This window comes from Microbispora sp. NPDC049125 (genome assembly GCF_040802045.1).
Classification (GTDB): Bacteria; Actinomycetota; Actinomycetes; order Streptosporangiales; family Streptosporangiaceae; genus Microbispora.
Genome location: NZ_JBEZDW010000001.1, coordinates 371,922 through 388,999, shown reverse-complemented (window position 1 = coordinate 388,999; position 17,078 = coordinate 371,922). Strand labels below are relative to the sequence as shown.

At 70.5% G+C, this 17,078-nt stretch carries 12 protein-coding genes and 1 other RNA gene; 3 read left to right on the top strand and 10 right to left on the bottom strand.

Annotation, left to right across the window (positions count from 1 at the left end):
* Nucleotides 1-150 precede the first annotated feature (150 nt).
* The 3 genes from AB0B72_RS01665 to AB0B72_RS01655 form a co-directional block, all read right to left on the bottom strand.
* Nucleotides 151-3,096: a family 43 glycosylhydrolase gene (locus AB0B72_RS01665; protein WP_367736321.1), complete on the bottom strand. Its 2,946-nt coding sequence runs from the start codon at nt 3,094-3,096 to the stop codon at nt 151-153.
* Between the two features lie 378 nt (nt 3,097-3,474).
* On the bottom strand, nt 3,475-5,706 hold the full coding sequence (locus AB0B72_RS01660; protein WP_367736320.1) for an acyl-CoA dehydrogenase: 2,232 nt from the start codon (nt 5,704-5,706) through the stop codon (nt 3,475-3,477).
* Nucleotides 5,707-5,780: 74 nt separating this feature from the next.
* Nucleotides 5,781-6,713 carry a hypothetical protein gene (locus AB0B72_RS01655; protein WP_367736319.1) on the bottom strand — a complete coding sequence of 311 codons (933 nt, stop codon included), beginning with the start codon at nt 6,711-6,713 and terminating at the stop codon, nt 5,781-5,783.
* Nucleotides 6,714-6,856: 143 nt separating this feature from the next.
* Between AB0B72_RS01655 and AB0B72_RS01650 the strand changes: the two genes are divergently transcribed.
* Together AB0B72_RS01650 and AB0B72_RS01645 are read left to right on the top strand one after the other, a co-directional pair.
* Nucleotides 6,857-7,930 carry a S1C family serine protease gene (locus AB0B72_RS01650; protein WP_367736318.1) on the top strand — a complete coding sequence of 358 codons (1,074 nt, stop codon included), beginning with the start codon at nt 6,857-6,859 and terminating at the stop codon, nt 7,928-7,930.
* Between the two features lie 96 nt (nt 7,931-8,026).
* Nucleotides 8,027-9,103 carry an adenosine deaminase gene (locus tag AB0B72_RS01645; protein WP_367736317.1) on the top strand — a complete coding sequence of 359 codons (1,077 nt, stop codon included), beginning with the start codon at nt 8,027-8,029 and terminating at the stop codon, nt 9,101-9,103.
* Here the strand turns inward: AB0B72_RS01645 and AB0B72_RS01640 are convergent.
* The 7 genes from AB0B72_RS01640 to ftsE all read right to left on the bottom strand — a co-directional run bounded on the left by AB0B72_RS01640 (nt 9,053) and on the right by ftsE (nt 16,687).
* Entirely contained in the window at nt 9,053-9,613 is a 561-nt protein-coding gene (locus AB0B72_RS01640) for a GntR family transcriptional regulator (protein WP_367736316.1), read from the bottom strand. The two genes, AB0B72_RS01645 and AB0B72_RS01640, sit on opposite strands and share 51 nt — an antisense overlap.
* 101 nt (nt 9,614-9,714) lie before the next feature.
* Nucleotides 9,715-11,547, bottom strand: a complete 1,833-nt coding sequence (locus AB0B72_RS01635; RefSeq protein ID WP_367736315.1) for a glycoside hydrolase family 6 protein — start codon at nt 11,545-11,547, stop codon at nt 9,715-9,717.
* 289 nt (nt 11,548-11,836) lie between these two features.
* Nucleotides 11,837-12,224: a transfer-messenger RNA gene (gene ssrA / locus AB0B72_RS01630) on the bottom strand.
* Nucleotides 12,225-12,612: 388 nt separating this feature from the next.
* The gene (locus tag AB0B72_RS01625; protein ID WP_367736314.1) at nt 12,613-14,502 is read right to left on the bottom strand and encodes a penicillin-binding transpeptidase domain-containing protein; all 1,890 of its coding nucleotides are present in this window, start codon (nt 14,500-14,502) and stop codon (nt 12,613-12,615) included.
* A 3-nt stretch (nt 14,503-14,505) separates the two neighbouring features.
* A complete protein-coding gene (gene smpB / locus AB0B72_RS01620; protein ID WP_367736313.1) occupies nt 14,506-14,988 on the bottom strand; it encodes an SsrA-binding protein SmpB in 483 nt (160 codons plus the stop codon).
* Between the two features lie 95 nt (nt 14,989-15,083).
* Nucleotides 15,084-15,983: a permease-like cell division protein FtsX gene (gene ftsX, locus AB0B72_RS01615; protein WP_367736312.1), complete on the bottom strand. Its 900-nt coding sequence runs from the start codon at nt 15,981-15,983 to the stop codon at nt 15,084-15,086.
* 14 nt (nt 15,984-15,997) lie between these two features.
* Nucleotides 15,998-16,687, bottom strand: coding sequence for a cell division ATP-binding protein FtsE (gene ftsE, locus AB0B72_RS01610; RefSeq protein WP_367736479.1), 690 nt, complete (start codon nt 16,685-16,687; stop codon nt 15,998-16,000).
* Nucleotides 16,688-16,865: 178 nt separating this feature from the next.
* On the opposite strand from ftsE, the gene AB0B72_RS01605 reads away from it, so the two are divergent.
* Nucleotides 16,866-17,057, top strand: a complete 192-nt coding sequence (locus AB0B72_RS01605) for a hypothetical protein (protein WP_367736311.1) — start codon at nt 16,866-16,868, stop codon at nt 17,055-17,057.
* The last annotated feature ends 21 nt before the right edge of the window (nt 17,058-17,078 follow it).

Below are 17,078 nucleotides of genomic sequence, written 5' to 3'. Positions count from 1 at the left end.
CATCCTCCTTGACCTGAGACTTCTCCGGGGACACGCGGACGCCCCGACGATCCGCGCGACGTGTTAGGGGGGTGGGGCCGGCCGTCTGGCCGGCCGGTCCCGGTTGTTCGGTGTCCTCGGCGGGTGGACCGTGGTCTCCCGCCGGTGCGGTCAGCGGCAGTCGGCGGCGGGGTAGGCGGCGTCGTAGGCCGAGGTGGCGCCGTCGATCGTCGCGGTCCCCTTCACGGTCACCGTGCCGGCGTCGATCTGCCCGGCCCGGGTGTTGAAGGACTGGTAGGCCTGCTTGCCCGGGGCCACGCCGGCCACGGTCTTGGAACCGTACGGGGTGGTCATCGTCACCGTCGCCGGCACGCCGGAGTCGTTGACGGCCGTGACCGCCAGGTACACCGAGGCGCCGATGCAGCGCGAGGAGGCGGTGACGGTCAGCTTGACCTGCGGTGGGACGGACCTGAGCGTGCCGAGCCTGGCCAGCCGGTAACTGAGCGCGCGCTCCGGTGCGTCGATCTGGTTCTGGGTCCCGAACTGCCCGGCCCGCGCAGCCTTCGCGTCGGCGAGCGCGGCCCGCATGCCGGCCCAGGCGTCCGCCGGGTAGTCGCGCTCGTCGAGCGTGCCCGCGTGGGCGATGGCCGCGTCGAGTGCGCCGGTGTCGAGCGCCTTGCCCTGAGCGGTCAGCGTGTCGCTGAGCAGGTAGTAGTCGAAGTCGACGTGCCCGCCCTTCTCCTGTGTGGCGTAGTCGAACAGCCCGACCCGGTGCCCCATGAAGTGCGAGAGGCTGCCGTCCAGGGTCTGCGGGCCGACCCGGCTGCCCAGCTGGGTCCACTTCAGCCCGTCGAGGCTGTAGTAGAACGTCGTCCACAGCTGTCCGACCGGCGAGGCGAAGTCGAGATCCGCCTTCACGTACACCTGGGTCGCGTCCCCCAGCGGCACCGTCGTGCCCGGCACGAAGCTCTCAAGGGTGGCCTGGTTGAGGTCGACCGCGAACGGCTGCACCCGATTGACGACGCCCAGCGTGTTCTCGCCGCCGGCCCGCTTGACCGCCACGTACGAGAATCCGCGGTTGTAAGCGGCCAGGCCGGCGACGTCGCCGTTCTTCATGCCCGATATGTCCAGCTTGGTCTCGGCCGACTGCCGCGGCCCGAACGTGCGCTGCGACAGCGTGTTGCGCGCCTCCTCGAACCATGCCAGCTCGTCCCGGTTGGACAGCTTCGTGTAGACGTACTTGCCGGTGACCACCTTGCCGGTCGTCAGCCGCAGCCATCCCTCACGGTCGGTGAGGGACCAGTACCGGTTGTCGGGAGCGTGGTTCCACTCCCACACCGTGTCCAGCCGCGACCCGTTGGGGGCGATCTCCTCCTTGGCGGGGTACTCGGTCGTCACCGGCTGCCCGACGATCGACACGTCGTCGACCAGATAGTCCACACTCGACGAGGGCGGCTGCGGGTCGGCCCACGGCGTCTCCACGGCGAACTTGAAGTTGTCCGGGTTCGCCGTCTCCGGGACGGTGTACTGGCCCGACACCGTCGTCCACTGCCCGGCCGGGACGTTCCCGGACGCCATCACCTGCACGCCCGCGCCCCAGTCGGCGGCGAGGTTGAACCGGATCGTGCTCGGGCCCGACGCGTACTTGATCTTCGCCGACACGGTGTAGGTCACACCGCGCTGCATCTTCCCGTTCAGGAACTGGTTCGGGCCGGAGCCGTTGACCGTGCGGTTGCTCACCTTCAGCGCCGCCGAGCCCGAGGCCGGGTCCGTCGTGTCCCGGCTGAGCGTGGCGCCGTACTGGGCGGCCCACGGCGCGACCGTGCCGGACTCGAACCCGGCATTCTGCGCCAGTTCGACGCCGAGGAGCGATTCGTCGACCTTCGGCGGAGCGGGGATCGTCCACTCCTCGTCCATGTACGCCTTGTGCGGCGCGTCGTTGGCGAAGTCGTCTGAGGCGACGAGGCTCTTCTGCTGCTCGAACGTCTCCTGCTCGGGGCTCAGTTTGATCGGCTTGCCGAACGTGCCCTCCACCGGCACGACCCCGTTGTTCCCGAAGGTCGGCCAGCCGTCCTGCCACGTGGCGGGGATGAGCGCGGGCGTACGCCCGATCGGGAAGTTGTCGCGGAAGAACATGCCGTACCAGTCGGTGCCGCCGCCGTCGCGTGAGATGGGCACGAGGCTGCCCTGGGCGAAGCCGTTGGAGTTGAGCACCCCGCGCGCCTCATAGGTGTTCGAACCGTCCGCCGACGTGTAGCGCCCGAGCAGGTCCTTCGAACGGAACATGACGACCTGGCGTCCCTGCCCCGACGGCCAGGTGATGACGACCACGTAGTAGTAACCGTTGATGTGGAAGACCTGGGCGCCCTCGAACAGGCCGCCGATGAACGGCTTGCCGGCGTAGTTCGCCGCGGTGAAGATGTTCGGGTAGTCCTGCGCGATGGCCGTCATGTCGCTGTTGAGCCGCACGGCGCTGGTCCCGCCGGATCCGTAGAAGATGTACGGCGTGCCGTCGTCGTCGAAGAAGAGCGACGGGTCGTGCAGGCCGCGGCCGAGGGGCGTGCGCTTCCACTTGCCGTTCTCGACGTCGTCGGTGCTGTAGAGGTACGCCCCGCCGAGGTTGTTGGTGTTGAAGACGACGTAGAACATGCCGTCGTGGTAGCGCAGGGACGACGCCCACTGGCCCTGGCCGTACGAGTTCTGCCCGTTGCGCAGCGAGAACGCGTCTCCGATGCTCGCCCGGTCGAAGACGTAGCCGACGGTCTCCCAGTTCACCAGGTCGTAGGACTTCATGATCGGCGCACCCGGGCTCAGGTGCATCGTCGTGCTGATCATGTAGTAGACGTCGCGGCCCTCGTCGTTCTGGGCGGCGGGGACGCGCTCCACACTGACGTCCGGCACGTCGGAGCGGAGGAGCGGCACCGAATATGTGCCGTCGCCCTTGTCGGTCGAGGTGTACGACGGCTTGGGCGACCACTCGACGGCGGCGTCCGCCCTGTCCCCGCTGGACACGAGGCCGGCGCACAGCAAAGCGGGGATGAGAAGCGACAACGCGGTGAAGAAGCCGGCCGACCTGGCCGCAGGGCGCGATTGGAGGACGGGAGGGGGGAGGGGCATGCGAGCTCCAGACGCAATTGCGGTGCGGAAGCTCATAATGTTTGCGATAACATTACGTGTCAATACCCTAGAAGTAACCCATCCGAAATACCGGTGAAACCGTGGCGGCGCCACATAAGGCTTCCCGTGCCCAAGGCGCCACGCCGACCGGACACGTGGGCCCGCTTGCCGCCTTTGCGGCCACATCCCCTGCGAAGGACAAGCCACCCAATAGTAGACGCTGTCCACCAAATTGGAAGAAATATCCTTCACGGTCGCGATCGGCGATTCCGGCCTGCGGGCGGGTCCCTGCCGAGGTCAAGGGCTGCCCGCGTTCGTACCTCAGGCCCCGCCGGCGACGCGGACGGCCCGCGTGGCCGGCGGTGGCCGGTGGGAGGGCTACTTGCCCGGCTCGGGGTCGCGCGGGAGCCCGAGCATGCGCTCGGCGATGATGTTGAGCTGCACCTCGGTCGTCCCGCCGTAGATGGTCATGGCGCGGGTGGCGAGGACGGCGCGGTTCCAGTAGCCGGCGTCGCCCAGCTTCCAGTCGGCGGCCGTGACGGCGGCGGCGCCGAGGAAGTCCACCGCCGCCTCCGACACGTGCTGGGCGTGCGAGGTGGACAGAAGCTTGCGTACCGACGCGTCGGCGCCCGGCTCGGCGCCGGCGAGCTGCTTGAGCGTCACCCGCAGCGACAGCGCGCCGATGGAGTGGCTCTCACAGACCACGGCGGCGAGCCGCTGCCGCTCCGCGGGGGTGAGGTCACGCCCCAGCCTGCCCGCCAGGCCGAGGAGGTCGGGGACCGAGGCCCCGGTGCCGCCCGAGCCGGACGACAGCGACACGCGCTCGTTGGACAGCGTGTTCCTGGCCACCCGCCAGCCCTCGTTCACCTCGCCGACGACCAGCTCGTCCGGTACGAAGACGTCGTCGAAGAAAACCTCGTTGAACAGGTTCTCCCCCGTCATCTCGGTCAGCGGCCGCACGGTCACGCCGGGCGCCTTCATGTCCACGATGAAGTACGTGATGCCGTCGTGCTTGGGCTTGGAGCTGTCGGAGCGGGCGATGCAGATGCCCCACTCGGCGACATGCGCCACCGACGTCCAGATCTTCTGCCCGCTGAGCTTCCAGCCGCCCTCGACCTTCTCCGCCTTCATCTGCAGGGAAGCGAGGTCGGAGCCCGCCCCCGGCTCGGAGAACAGCTGGCACCAGATCATCTCGCCGCTGAGCGTGGGCGGCAGGAAGCGCTCCTGCTGCTCCGGCGTGCCGTACGAGACGACGGACGGCACCACCCACGCACCGATGATCATCTGCGGTGGCCTGATCTTGGCGGCCCTGATCTCCTGGTGGATGAGCACCTGCTCCAGCGGGGAGGCGTCGCGGCCCCACGGGCGGGGCAGGTGCGGCATCACGAAACCGGCCCCGGCAAGCGCGCGGTCGCGCTCCTTGCCTTCGAGCGCGGCGATCCCGGTCAGCTCGTCGCGGATGGCCTGCCTGATCGCCTCGGACTCCTCCGGCAGGTCGATCTCCATCTCCCGGGTGACGCCCTTGAGCGCGAGCGCGGCCACCGACTCGGCCCACTCGGCCGACGGGCCGAGCAGCGCCCGCAACGTGAGCGCCCGGCGGTAGTACAGGTGCGCGTCGTGCTCGAAGGTGTACCCGATCCCGCCGAAGATCTGGATGGCGTCCTTGGCGCACTGCACGGCGGCGTCGGGGGCCATCACGCCGGCGATCGCGGCGGCGTAGCCGCGCTCCTCTCCGGTGGCCCGGGTGGCGTCCCACACGGTCGCCCTCGCCTGCTCCAGCGCGACCAGCATCCGGGAGAGCTTGTGCTTGACCCCCTGGAACTGCCCGATCGGGCGGCCGAACTGCACGCGCACCTTGGCGTAGTCGGCCGCCGCCGTCACACACCAGGCGGCCAGCCCGACGGCGTCGGCGCCGAGCAGGATCGCGGCGAGGTTCGCCACCTCCGGCCGGGCCGTCCCTTCGAGGACGCGATCCGCCGGCACGGCGACCGCGTCCAGCTCCACCTTGGCCACGCCCCGCGTGAGGTCGAGCGACCTGAGCGGGGTGACCGTCGCCTGCGCCGCGTCGATCGCCACCCACTCCTCGCCCAGGTCCGTCGACACCGGCAGGACCAGCACGTCGGCGAGGGCCCCGCCGAGGACGGGCTCGGCGGCGCCGCTGATCGTGAGCACGCCCCCATCCCGTACGCCGGTGACCGAGCCGTGCAGCGCGACGGCGCCGGTCAGCGAGCCGTCGGCGAGCCCGGGGAGCAGTGCGCCCCGCGCCTCAGCGGTGGAGGCGGCGATCACCGCGCCGGCCAGCACGCTCGGCACGAACGGACCGGGCGCGGCGCGCTCGGACAGCGCCTCGATCGCCACGGCGGCCTCCAGCAGGCCGTAGCCCGAGCCGCCATGCTCCTCGGGGATGTGCAGGCCGAGCAGCCCCTGGTCGGCGAGGCCGGCCCAGAAGGCGGGGCGGTCCTCCGCGCCCGAGTCGGCCCCCGAGTCGGCCCCCGAGGCGGCAAGGGCGCCGACCACGCTCCGCACCACGTCGGCCGGGATGTTGCGCTCGGCCCATCCGGTCACCGACTCGCGGAGCGCCTCGTGCTCCTCGCTCAGCCCGATCGCCATGTGATCCCTCCAGCGCTAGGTCCTCGTAGAACCATATTCTAGAGGATTGTTCGCCGGCCAGGAGGCCCCGGCGACTACAGGGGGCTCAGGGTCCAGAAGAGCATGTCGAGGTCGCGGTACAGCTCGGACCGGCTGTCGGGCACGCTGGCGAACAGGAGAGCGGGTTTCCTCTTCCCGGCCCCGGCGACCATCACGAACGCCTGCGACGAGTGCTTCTTCGCGCCGATCCGGTAGGACGCCTTGTAGCCCAGCAGCCAGCCCATCCCGCGCCGCAGCGGCACGGACGCCGTCCAGGTGATCTTGCTGTCCTGTGGCTGGTGGCGCAGCGTCCACTTGGCCGCCCTCGCCGCGATCTTCCGGTAGTCGGCGTACGTCGCGAGGGTCCCGGGGGCCGCGCCGGGCAGCGGGGCGCTGCCGATGAGCGCCGGCACCCCGTCCTCCGCGCCGGTACGCTGCGCGAACGCGAACGGCGCCAGGTCGCCGTCCTCCCACGGCGTGCCGTACTTCGCGTAGCTGATCCCCGACTTGCGGTCCAGGACGTACGACACGGTGGAGCTGCCGGAGCCCGGGAAGATCGGCATCGCCCGGCTCACGGGCACCTTCGGCAGCACGGGCGACGGGCTGGGGGTCGGCGACGCGCTCGGCGCAGCGCTCGTCACCCCGGCGCCCCCGGCGGCCGCCTCCTGGACCCGCTCGCGCTCCTCCGGCTTGTCCCCGGAGAAGACCAGGAAGACCAGGAGCACCGCGACGACCGTCACGACGGCCGCGCCGGCCGTGTAGACGACCCGCAGCGGCATGTCGCCGACGCCGCGCCCCACCGTACGGCCGGCCGCCCTGACCCGGTCGCGCACGCCCGGCTCCTGGGTGGCCGGCTCCTGGCGGATCGGCGCCTGGAGCAGGTCCTCCGGACGGACGCGGGGAAGGGGGGTGGTGGGAGCGTCGTAGTAACGGTTGAAAAGCTGCCTCGGCCGGTCGTCCCCGGCCGGATTCCCACCGCCCTCCGCCATGCCCGCAGAGTACGCCACAAACGGCTATCAACGCAGATCGGACATCGGCGTCCGTCGCGTCCCGCCCCAATACTGGTACGCACCTGTGGCATCAACGGCGTGCTTCCTTATCCCTGGAGGCCTGCCGGGATAGACAGGGTGTCATGGAGCAATCACGGAGGGTCCGGCTCGTGCTGTCCGGGCTGGCGGTGGCCACGCTCGCGTCTTGCGGCATCGGGACCGGACGCGTCGCGAGCACCCAGGCGGCCCACACCACCGCGCCCGCCCCGCCCGCCCCGACCGATCCCGCGGCCCTGCAGAGCAGGTTCGAACAGGTGATCAAGAGGGTCCTCCCGGCCATCGTGCAGATCACCACCGGCGAGGCGCTGGGCTCCGGCATCGTCTACGACACCGCCGGGCACATCCTCACAAATGCTCATGTGGTGGGTAAGTCGCGGGAGTTCCAGGTGACGCTCGCGACCGGCGGGCCGTCCAGGAAGGCCCACCTGGTCAGCGCCTTCCCCACCGGCGATCTCGCGATCATCCAGGTGGAGGACGCACGCGGGCTGACGCCGGCGACGTTCGGCCGCTCCGCCGACCTGCGGGTCGGGCAGATCGTGATGGCGATGGGCAACCCGCTGGGCTTCTCCGGCAGCGTCACCGAGGGCATCGTGTCGGCCCTGGGCCGTACGGTGTCAGGGGAGAGCCACGGCGGCGCCCCGCCGGCGATCATCACGAACGCCATCCAGACGTCGGCGCCGATCAACCCCGGCAACAGCGGCGGCGCGCTCGTGGACCTGGCCGGGCGGGTCATCGGCATTCCCACGCTCGCGGCCGTCGACCCCGACCTCGGCGCCGCGCCCGGCCTCGGCTTCGCCATCCCCAGCGACACCGCCACCGACGTGGCACGCCAGATCATCCAGTACGGCCGGGTGGTCAACAGCCGCCGCGCGGCCCTCGGCGTACGGGTCGGCACGGCGGTCGACTCGGACGGCAACCCCATCGGCGTGGTGGTCGGCTCGGTCACGCCCGGCGGCGGCGCGGACCGGGCGGGCATCAAGCCCGGCGACGTGATCAGGAACGTCGCGGGCACGCCCACCCTCACCGCCAACTCCCTCTCCCAGCTCATGGCCGCGCACAAGCCCGGCGACCAGGTCAAGGTGCAGCTGCTCCACCCGGACGGCAAGACCGCGACGGTGCTCGTCACCCTCGTCGAGCTGCCGTCCACCTCGTCGTGACCGGGCCCGCTCCACTCGTCGGCATCCTGACAATCTGGTGTGAGATACCGCAGAATCGCTTGGAGGAGGCCGCAGGCGGCTTGTTACGGTCGGGGCGTGCTTGATCCCGAACTCACCCGATTCATCGCCGGCCTGCCCAAGGCGGAGCTGCACGTCCACCACGTCGGCGCGGCATCGCCCCGGATCGTCAGCGAACTGGCCGCCCGCTACGAGGGGTCGACGTCGGTGCCGGCCGACCCCGTCCTGCTCGAATCCTTCTACGACTTCCGCGACTTCACCCACTTCATCGAGGTCTACCTGAAGGTCGTGGACCTGATCAGGCAGCCCGGCGACCTGTGGGCGCTGATCCACGGGATCGGCCGCGACATGGCGGGCCAGCGGGTGCGGTACGCCGAGCTCACCGTCACCCCGTACCTCCATCTCGGGACGCGCTTCGGCGCCGCCGAGTTCTGCGAGATCATCGAGGACGCCCGGCGCCGGGTCGAGACCGACTTCGGCACCGTGCTGCGCTGGTGTTTCGACATCCCCGGCGAGTACGGCGTCGAGGCGGCCGACGCCACGCTCTCCGTGGCGCTCGACCAGCGGCCCGACGGGCTCGTCAGCTTCGGGCTCGGCGGCCCGGAGGCTGGCGTGGCGCGCGACGGGTTCGCCCCGCACTTCGCCGCCGCCCGCGCCGCCGGGCTGCACTCGGTGCCCCACGCCGGGGAGACCACGGGAGCCCCGACCGTCTGGCACGCCATCAGGCAGCTCGGCGCGGAGCGGATCGCCCACGGCGTGCACAGCGTGCAGGACCCGGCGCTGCTCGGCTACCTGGCGGAGAACGGCATCACGCTCGAGGTGTGCCCGACGTCCAACGTCCGCACCCGCGCCGTGCCCAGCCTCGCCGAGCATCCCCTGCCCGAGCTGGTCGCAGCCGGTGTGCCGGTGACGATCAACTCCGACGACCCGCCCATGTTCGGGACGTCGCTCAACCAGGAGTACGCGGTCGCCGCCGAGCTGCTCTCCCTCGGCACCGGCGGGCTCGCCGACCTGGCCCGCGCGGCCGTACGGGCGTCGTTCCTCGGCCCGGAGGACAAGCGGGCCCTGCTCGCCGAGATCGACGACTACGTCAGCGGGCCGCCGTCAGAACTCGTCGGTCCCGGCCACCTGCGTGACGGGGAAGACATGTCGTGAGGCCGCACAGACGGTGAGCAGGGCGTGGACCGGGGTGTCGCCGGCCGAGTAGGCGGCCCGCAGGATCTGGACCACCCATTCGGCCGGGTCGAGCTCCAGCGTCCGGGCTTCGGCCGGCGAGGGCGGCCGGGCGACCAGCATCTCCTCGGCCCGCCCGAACCGGTGGCCCAGCGCCTCGATGCCCGCCTGCAGGCTGGGCGTCATGAAGCCCGGCGCGCACAGCGGGGTGCCGTCGAACAGGTCGAGCCGCAGGTAGCTGGTGGCGATCCGCACGGGCACGTCGTCGGCGAGCAGCAGCTTGCGCCGCGCGAGCACCGGCGTGCCCCGCTCCACCCGCAACGCGGCGGCCACGTCGTCCGGCGCCGGCTCGGGGCCGACGTGGAGCATCCGGCGGCCGGCCCGCACCCCCTGCCGCTCCGCCTCGGTCAGGAACAGCGACGCCGATCCCCGTACGGCGGGCTCCGTCGGCAGCGCCCGCCGCACGACCACCCGCGCGCTCCGCTCTCCCATCGCGTCCCCCCCTCCGTCGCCGCCGCGACGCCGGTCGCCACCCTGACGGTAGCGGTACCCCCCCGACGGTAGCGGCCCCGGTCACCGGCGGCCGGAGGGGGTCACAGCGGCGGATACGCGTTGGCGAGGAGCTGGCGGAACTGAGCGGAGAACCACTGCCCCGCCGCCGGGGCTCCCGGGAGCGCTCCGCTGGGCACGTACGCGTCGCGCGGCGGGGAGTACGCCGGATCGCACATGGGGTCGTGCCTGATCCCGTCCGGGCTGGTCACGTTCACGCTGGATCCGTCGGAGAAGCCGGGGGGCTGGATCCAGGCGTAGGCGTCGACGCCGGGAGCCGGATCGGCGCGGGGACGCTCGCCGAGCCCGGCGCCGCTCTGGTTGCACCAGTTGGCCGTGGTGACCCTGCGGTCGGTCCTGGACTGGTCGATGAAAGTGTTCACGTCCATGGAGGTGCCGGCAGTGGCAGGACGGGCCGGTCCGCCCCAGCCGTCGCGCGAGGTGTCGATCACCATGCCGATGCCGGACGGGAAACCCGCCGCGATCAGCCGGTTCCGGAACGCGCGGGCGAAGGAGAGCTCGTCGACGTAGTCGTTCCAGTCGACCCAGCGGCTGTACCGCGCCGGCTGCCCGCTGATCACCGTGTCCGCCGTGAAGAACGGCTCGGTCAGCGCGCCGTAGCCGGCGACGTTCACCGTGAACCCGTGCACCGGCGGCGGACCTCCGCCCGCCCCGTCCCCCAGGCCGGCGAGCAGCTCGGCGGCCGGGCCGGCGTAGCTCTCGTAGCCGAGGACGCCATGGTGGGAGACGTCGAGGTAGACGTACACGTTGGGGACGGCGTGCAGCCGGCTTATGGCGTACCGCACCGCCTGGGGGTAGACACCGCTCGTCCGGACCGCCTCGCAGCCGAAGGCCTGCTGGGTGTAGGGCTCGATGACGAGACCGGGCAGGAAGTCGGGCTCGACGACCGCCACGACGCGCAGCCTCCGGTACGCGGGATCGGCCAGGATGGCGGCGATCGGATCGACGTACTCGGTCCGGTAGCGGTCGAGCCCGCCGGCCTCCACGGTGAAGTCGCCGTTGGAGACCAGATGGGTGCAGTTCCGGTCCGGCAGGTCGTACAGCACGACCTGGATCGTGAGCGGTGTGGCGCCGTTCGCCGCGTCCTGCCGGACGGCCTCGTCCAGGTGCGCGCGCAGGCCGGGCGTGGACGGCGTGCCCGCGATGCGGGAGACGCGGTCCAGCCAGACGCCGGTCGAGGAGTGCGCCACCGCTGAGCCGCCGGGCTCGGCCGCGGCCGCCGCCGACCATGCCGGGTCGAGGTAGCCGGTGGCGCCGGCGTAGGGGTTGCCGACACGCTCGCCGGGCGACGGTTCGGCGCTCGGGGTCGGGCTTGGACTCGGAGTCGGGCTTGGAGTCGGGCTCGGACTGGGGCTCGGGCTCGGACTCGGACTGGGGCTCGGGCTCGGACTCGGACTGGGGCTCGGGCTCCGGGTAGGGCCGATGCAGCCGATCCCGTTGAGCGTGAACAGGGTCGGCGCGATGTTGGCCCCGGTGTACACCCCGTTGAACCCCAGCTGGATCCGCGCCCCCTGGGCGAGGGTGCCGTTGTACGGCAGGTTCACCGCGGTGACATCCCGGCCCGCCTGGCTCCAGGTCGCCTCCCAGCCGTTGATCACCCGCTGGGTCCCCGGCCAGGTGAAGCCGAGCCGCCACGAAGTGATCTTCGGAGCCATGTTCTCGATCGTGACGCCGGCTCCGAAGCCGCCTGAGGCGTCCCAGGTCGTGACATACGTGACCCTGCACGTGGCCGGAGGGATCGCCGCTCCGGCCGGGGCCGCGAGGACGGTCGCAGCGGACAGCAGGGCCGCCGCCGCCGCGATCAGCGTCCGGCACCGTGCTTTCGGCCGCGCCACCGCTTTCGACCACGCCACCACGCCGTACCTCCTCGGCCGGAGCCCATGGACGCCCCGCACGAAGAGGGCGCAGACTCCCACCATTCGCTCCCCGCGCGCGGATGTACACCGCCAGGCAGGGGCGGCGAGGCGGGGTACGCGGGCCCAGCGGGGGGCGATCTCCCGTCCGATCTCGGCGAAGCATCCCGCGACCGGCCGCCCTCGCGCCGCCCCGTTTCGCACGCGCCGCTGAAAGCTTCACCGGACGGGCCGGACTTTCCCGGACATGACAACGGCGGCGCCGTTCCGGGAAGGAACGGCGCCGCCGTGGTGGTGGAGGTGGCGGGAATCGAACCCGCGTCCTTCAACATCAAGAAAGGGCTTCTCCGGGTGCAGCCTGCTGTGATTTTCTCAGCCCCGGCGATCACGCAGGCGAGTCGCCGACGGGCTCAGTCACTGTTAGATGTTCCGATCGACCCCGTGACCGGGCCTTTCGGTGGAGCCTCCTAGCGATGTCGGTTCCGGGCCGGAGGCGCTCCCGGGCCGACAGAGGTTACTCGCTGCTGATTAGGCGGCGAGAGCCAGAGTGTTCTGGCTCACCTCAGTGCTCTTTGTATTGGCACTTATTGATTGCGGTCACAGTGTTGACGGGGTTATGTCCGCAGTCCCCGACCCGCTTCCCCTGACTTGTAATGCCGAAGTCGAAGCCGGTCACCCCCCTGTTGAGTTGTCAACCCGCCCCCGGAGGGACAGGCAACCACATCTTACCTTTGCCAACACGGGCGGCGCGACTCGGATTCCCCGCCGGGGACGCCGAAGCCCCCGGGAGCGCGGCGTGAACGCACGCGTCCCGGGGGCCGACCGGCAGGGTCGAGCCGGTCCGGACGGCAGGGCTCCCCCCGAGATGGAGCCCTGGTCTCATCACGGCGACTGAGCCCCGCAACCCCCCGAGCGGGTCCCAGTCACCCTGAAAGACGCCGGCGAGGGCCCGGATGGTTGCTTGTCGCCCGGAAGTTTTCATGTCCGTCTTTTCGGGTCTCGGCTTTCCGACTCCCCGGCTTCTCAGGTCCCGGCTTCTCAGGTCCCGGCTTCTCAGGTCCCGGCTTCTCAGGTCTCGGCGGGGAGGCCGCGGAAGAAGCTTCCCGCGATCTGCGACGCGGTCGCGACATCCCCGCTCTCGGTCATCACGGCGACGGCCACGTCACCCCGCCAGCCGACGAACCACGACAGGCTCTTGCGCTGCTTCTTCTCCACGTACGGCACCAGGGCCGCCACACCGGACACCGGGGCACCCGGGACATCGGCGGCATGGGCGGCGCCGGAGGTGACGCCCATCCGCATCAGCTCCCGCAGCGTGGCGGTCCGCCCGGCGTCGAGCGCGACGGGCTGCACCGGCGTGGGCGGCGGGGCCTGGTCCGGCGCCGGCGCCTGGGTGGCCGGTGAGGACACCAGCACCGGCGGCCGCCAGGTGCCGCTGCCGACGGCCGCCGCGACCAAGGCCATGCTCAGCGGGCTGACCTTGGCCGTCTGACCAGAGATGATCTTCGCGACCGCGGCGTCCCCCGTGGAGGCGGGGATGGAGCCGCTGAACGTCCTGAGGGGCAGCCCCCAGGGGACGCCGATGCCGAACAGCTCGGCGCTGGACAGCAGATCCTGCTTGGTTGTCCGCCTTGCGAGGGAGGCGAGGGCCGTGACACAGCCCTGGGCGAAGTCACTGCGGAAGGTCGAGGTGGTGGAGGCCACGCCCCCGGTCTGCAGGAACCGGGCGCCGCCGACCGTGCGGTCGGCACTGCACGGCACCTTCTGCGCGGGGTCGAAGCCGCCCTTCAGCAGACCGTCCGCCGCGATGATCGAGAACGCGGTGCCGGCGGGGAACTTGCCGGCCAGGGCGTCCCTCTCCTGGTTGTACTCGCTGGTGGACACCGCCATGATCTGGCCGGTGGAGGCCTGCACGGCGACCAGCGCCGCCGGCCGGGAGCCGCCGATCGCGGCGTCGCCCGCCGCCTGCGCGACGCTGTCGATTGTGGTGCGGACCGGGGCGTTCTGCCGTCCCGGCCAGGCCTTGAGCTCCTTGACCAGCCGGCCGGTCTTGGCGTTGAGGATGACGACCTTCGTCTCGGTCGAGCCGGTGAGCTGGTCCTGATACGCCTTCTGGAGGCCGTCCCTGCCGATCGTGTCGCCCGCCCGCTGGGGGCCGCCGAGCTGCTGCTCGGCCTCCGGCGTGACGGCGGAGACCCGTCCGACGATCTGCACGGGCGACTTCGGCGCCACGGGAGGGTCGTCCGTCGTGAGAGTGAGCCCGCTGACGGCCTTGAGCTTCGCCTCGATCTGGGCGAACTTCTTGGCGCCGAAGGTGGCGAGCGGCACGAAGACCTGCGGCGGGGCCGACAGGATGCGGCTGAGCAGGCGGTCCTGCGGGAAGCCGGTGATCCGCGCGAGCTCGTCGCACAGCCGGCCCGGGTCCTTCACCTTCGCCGGCGTCACCCCGGCGACATGGAGGATCGTCTCGACCTGCAGGGCGTTGCCGTCGCGGTCGAGGATCGGGGCGCGGACGTGGGGGTCGGTGTCGACGGCGAAGCGCTGGCCGGGGTGCAGGTCGGGGTGGATGACGCTGGGCGACCACTGCACCTTCCACTGGCCGCCGACGAGGTGGAGCGGCACGGCTCCGTCGTACTGCCACAGCGGGTTGTTCTCGCCCAGGTCCACCTCGGCCTGGAAGTCGGCGCGGGCGGTGTCGCCGTTCTTTGTGATCTTCTTGAGGGAGAAGCGGATAGACGCGGCGTCGAGCTCCAGGCGGGCGTCCTCCAGCTCCTTCCGCACGGTGGCCGGATCGGTGTCGGCCCGCCTCGCGGCCGCCGCGTAGTCCCCGGTCTGCCATCCGACGAGGAAGTCCCGCACGGCCTCGTGCGGAGACACCTCCTCGAAGCATCCCGTCAGCAGCGGCGCCGCCAGCCCGACCGCCAGCGCGACCCGTACGGCTCTCGCGTAACCCGACACGGGCTAGCGGCCCCCCCGGCGGCGGACCGCGTTCGACATGGCCCGGGACATCTCGCGGGTGGCCTGCTTCTCCAGCAGTGTCTGCCGCTTGTCGTAGTCCCGCTTGCCGCGGCCCACGCCGATCTCGATCTTGGCCTTGCCGTCCTTGAAGTACATCGCCAGCGGGACGAGGGTCAGGCCGCGCTCCTTGAGCGTCCCCTCGATCTTGGCGATCTCCTTGCGGTGCAGCAGGAGCTTCCGAGTACGGCGGGCCGCGTGGTTGGTCCAGGTGCCCTGGCTGTACTCGGGGATGTAGGCGTTGATCAGCCAGGCCTCGCCGTCCTGCACCGAGGCGTACCCCTCGGTGAGGTTGGCCTTGCCCGCGCGCAGGGACTTGACCTCCGTGCCCGTCAGCACGAGCCCGGCCTCGTAGGTGTCCTCGATGAAGAAGTCGTGCCTGGCACGCTTGTTCTGGGCGATGAGCTTGCGCCCGGTCTCACGTGGCATACAGGGAGCCTACCGTCGGCGCGGCGAACGGAAACGAGGCGCGAGCGCGCCCGCGGCCGCCGGGGAGGTGTCCGGGGGATGTGAGTTCACGCCGATCACACGCGCAGATAGCGGCGGAGCGTGATGAACGAGGCGAGCACGCAGATCAGCACGCCGACGGCCATGGTGCCGGTGATGATGCCCGCGACCGTGTCCCAGCCGAGAGGGGCCGCCATGTAGGTCTGGATCCCCTCGAAGATCAGGACCTTCGTGGTGATCAGCAGGACGGCGGCGAGGACCCCGCCGATCAGGCCCGCGATCAGGCCCTCCATGACGAAGGGGAGCTGGATGTAGATGTTCGAGGCGCCGACCAGCCGCATGATGCCGGTCTCCCGGCGGCGGTTGTAGGCCGACAGCCGGACGGTGTTGCCGATCAGCAGGGTCGCCGCGAACAGCATGAGGAAGGCCACGCCGAGGGCCATGGTGCGCAGCTTGCCCATGAAGCCGAAGACCGACTGGAGGATGTCCCGCTGGTTGATGATGTTCGAGACGCCGGGCTGGCCCTTCAGGCTCGCCATGACGGCCGGCGCCTTGTCCGGGTCCTTGAGCTTCACCCGGAAGGACTCCGGCATGTCCTCGACCTTGGTGATCGACAGGAGCACCTGGTTGGACTCCGTGGCCTGCCAGTTCTTGTACGCCTGGTCCTGGCTCTCGTATTCGATCCGCTCGACGTCCGGTATCCCCTGGATCGTCTGCTTGAGCTTCGCCTTCTCCTCGTCGGTGGCCGCACCCCTGTTGCGGCAGGCCTCGAAGGAGGAGCCCTTGGTGCACAGGTAGACCGACAGCTCGATCTTGTCCGTCCAGTATCCGGTCAGGGACGTAACCTGGGAGTTGATCATCAGTCCGACGCCGAGCAGCGCCATGCCCACCGCCACGGTCACGATGACCGCGATGGTCATCGTGAGGTTACGGCGAAGGCCGATCCAGACCTCGGAGAAGATGAAGTTGGCCCGCATGGTCCCAGTTACTCCTAATAAGCCTGGCCGTACACGCCCCGCGACTGGTCGCGGACGATCTTTCCGTCCTCCAGCTCCACCACGCGCTTGCGCATGGAGTCGACGATCGCGGCGTCGTGCGTTGCCATGAGGACGGTTGTGCCGGTCCTGTTGATGCGGTCGAGCACCTTCATGATGCCGATGCTCGTCGCGGGGTCGATGTTTCCGGTCGGCTCGTCGGCGAGGAGGATCATCGGCCGGTTGACGAACGCGCGGGCCATGGCGACACGCTGCTGCTCGCCGCCCGACAGCTCCTCCGGCATCCGGTGCGCCTTGCCCTCGAGGCCGACCAGCTCGATCACCTCGGGCACCACCTTACGGATGAAGCGGCGCGGCTTGCCGATCACCTCCAGCGCGAACGCGACGTTCTCGTAGACGTTCTTGTTCGGCAGCAGCCGGAAGTCCTGGAAGACACAGCCGATGCGGCGCCGCAGGTGCGGCACCTTGAAGTTGGACAGCCTGGAGAGGTCCTTGCCGGCCACGTGGATGGCGCCGGAGTTCGGCCGCTCCTCCTTGAGGACCAGCCTGAGGAAGGTCGACTTCCCCGACCCGGACGGACCGACCAGGAACACGAACTCACCCTTGTCGACATCCACGCTGACGTGGTCGAGGGCGGGCCGGTTTTGGTTCGTGTAGAGCTTGGTGACATTATCGAAATGGATCACGGGCGCATCACGGCTAGCCAGTCTAGGGGTTGGGACAGCCGGTCGGAGGTCGACGGTCACTTTGCTCAGGATCGACGTTCCGTTTGGCCAGAGGCCAGTCTAGGGGTAACACTGGCATGGAACGTCCATAACGGAAACAAAACGATTAGGCCTTGGGTCTTGGGGCGGTAAAGCTGCTATGAGCTGCGAACACTTGATCTGCGCCGCGTGCGCGGGCCCCGTCGTGGAGGGCCGGTGCCCTGTCTGCCGCGAAGGCCGCGCGAAGGTGCACCACCACGGGTTCATGGGGCTGTCGCCCCTCGTCATCGCCCTGCTGGTGCTGCTCGGGCTGGCCCTGCTGGCGCTCTCACACGTCAGCGGCTACTACTAGGCCGCGGCCGGGGCCGCGGCC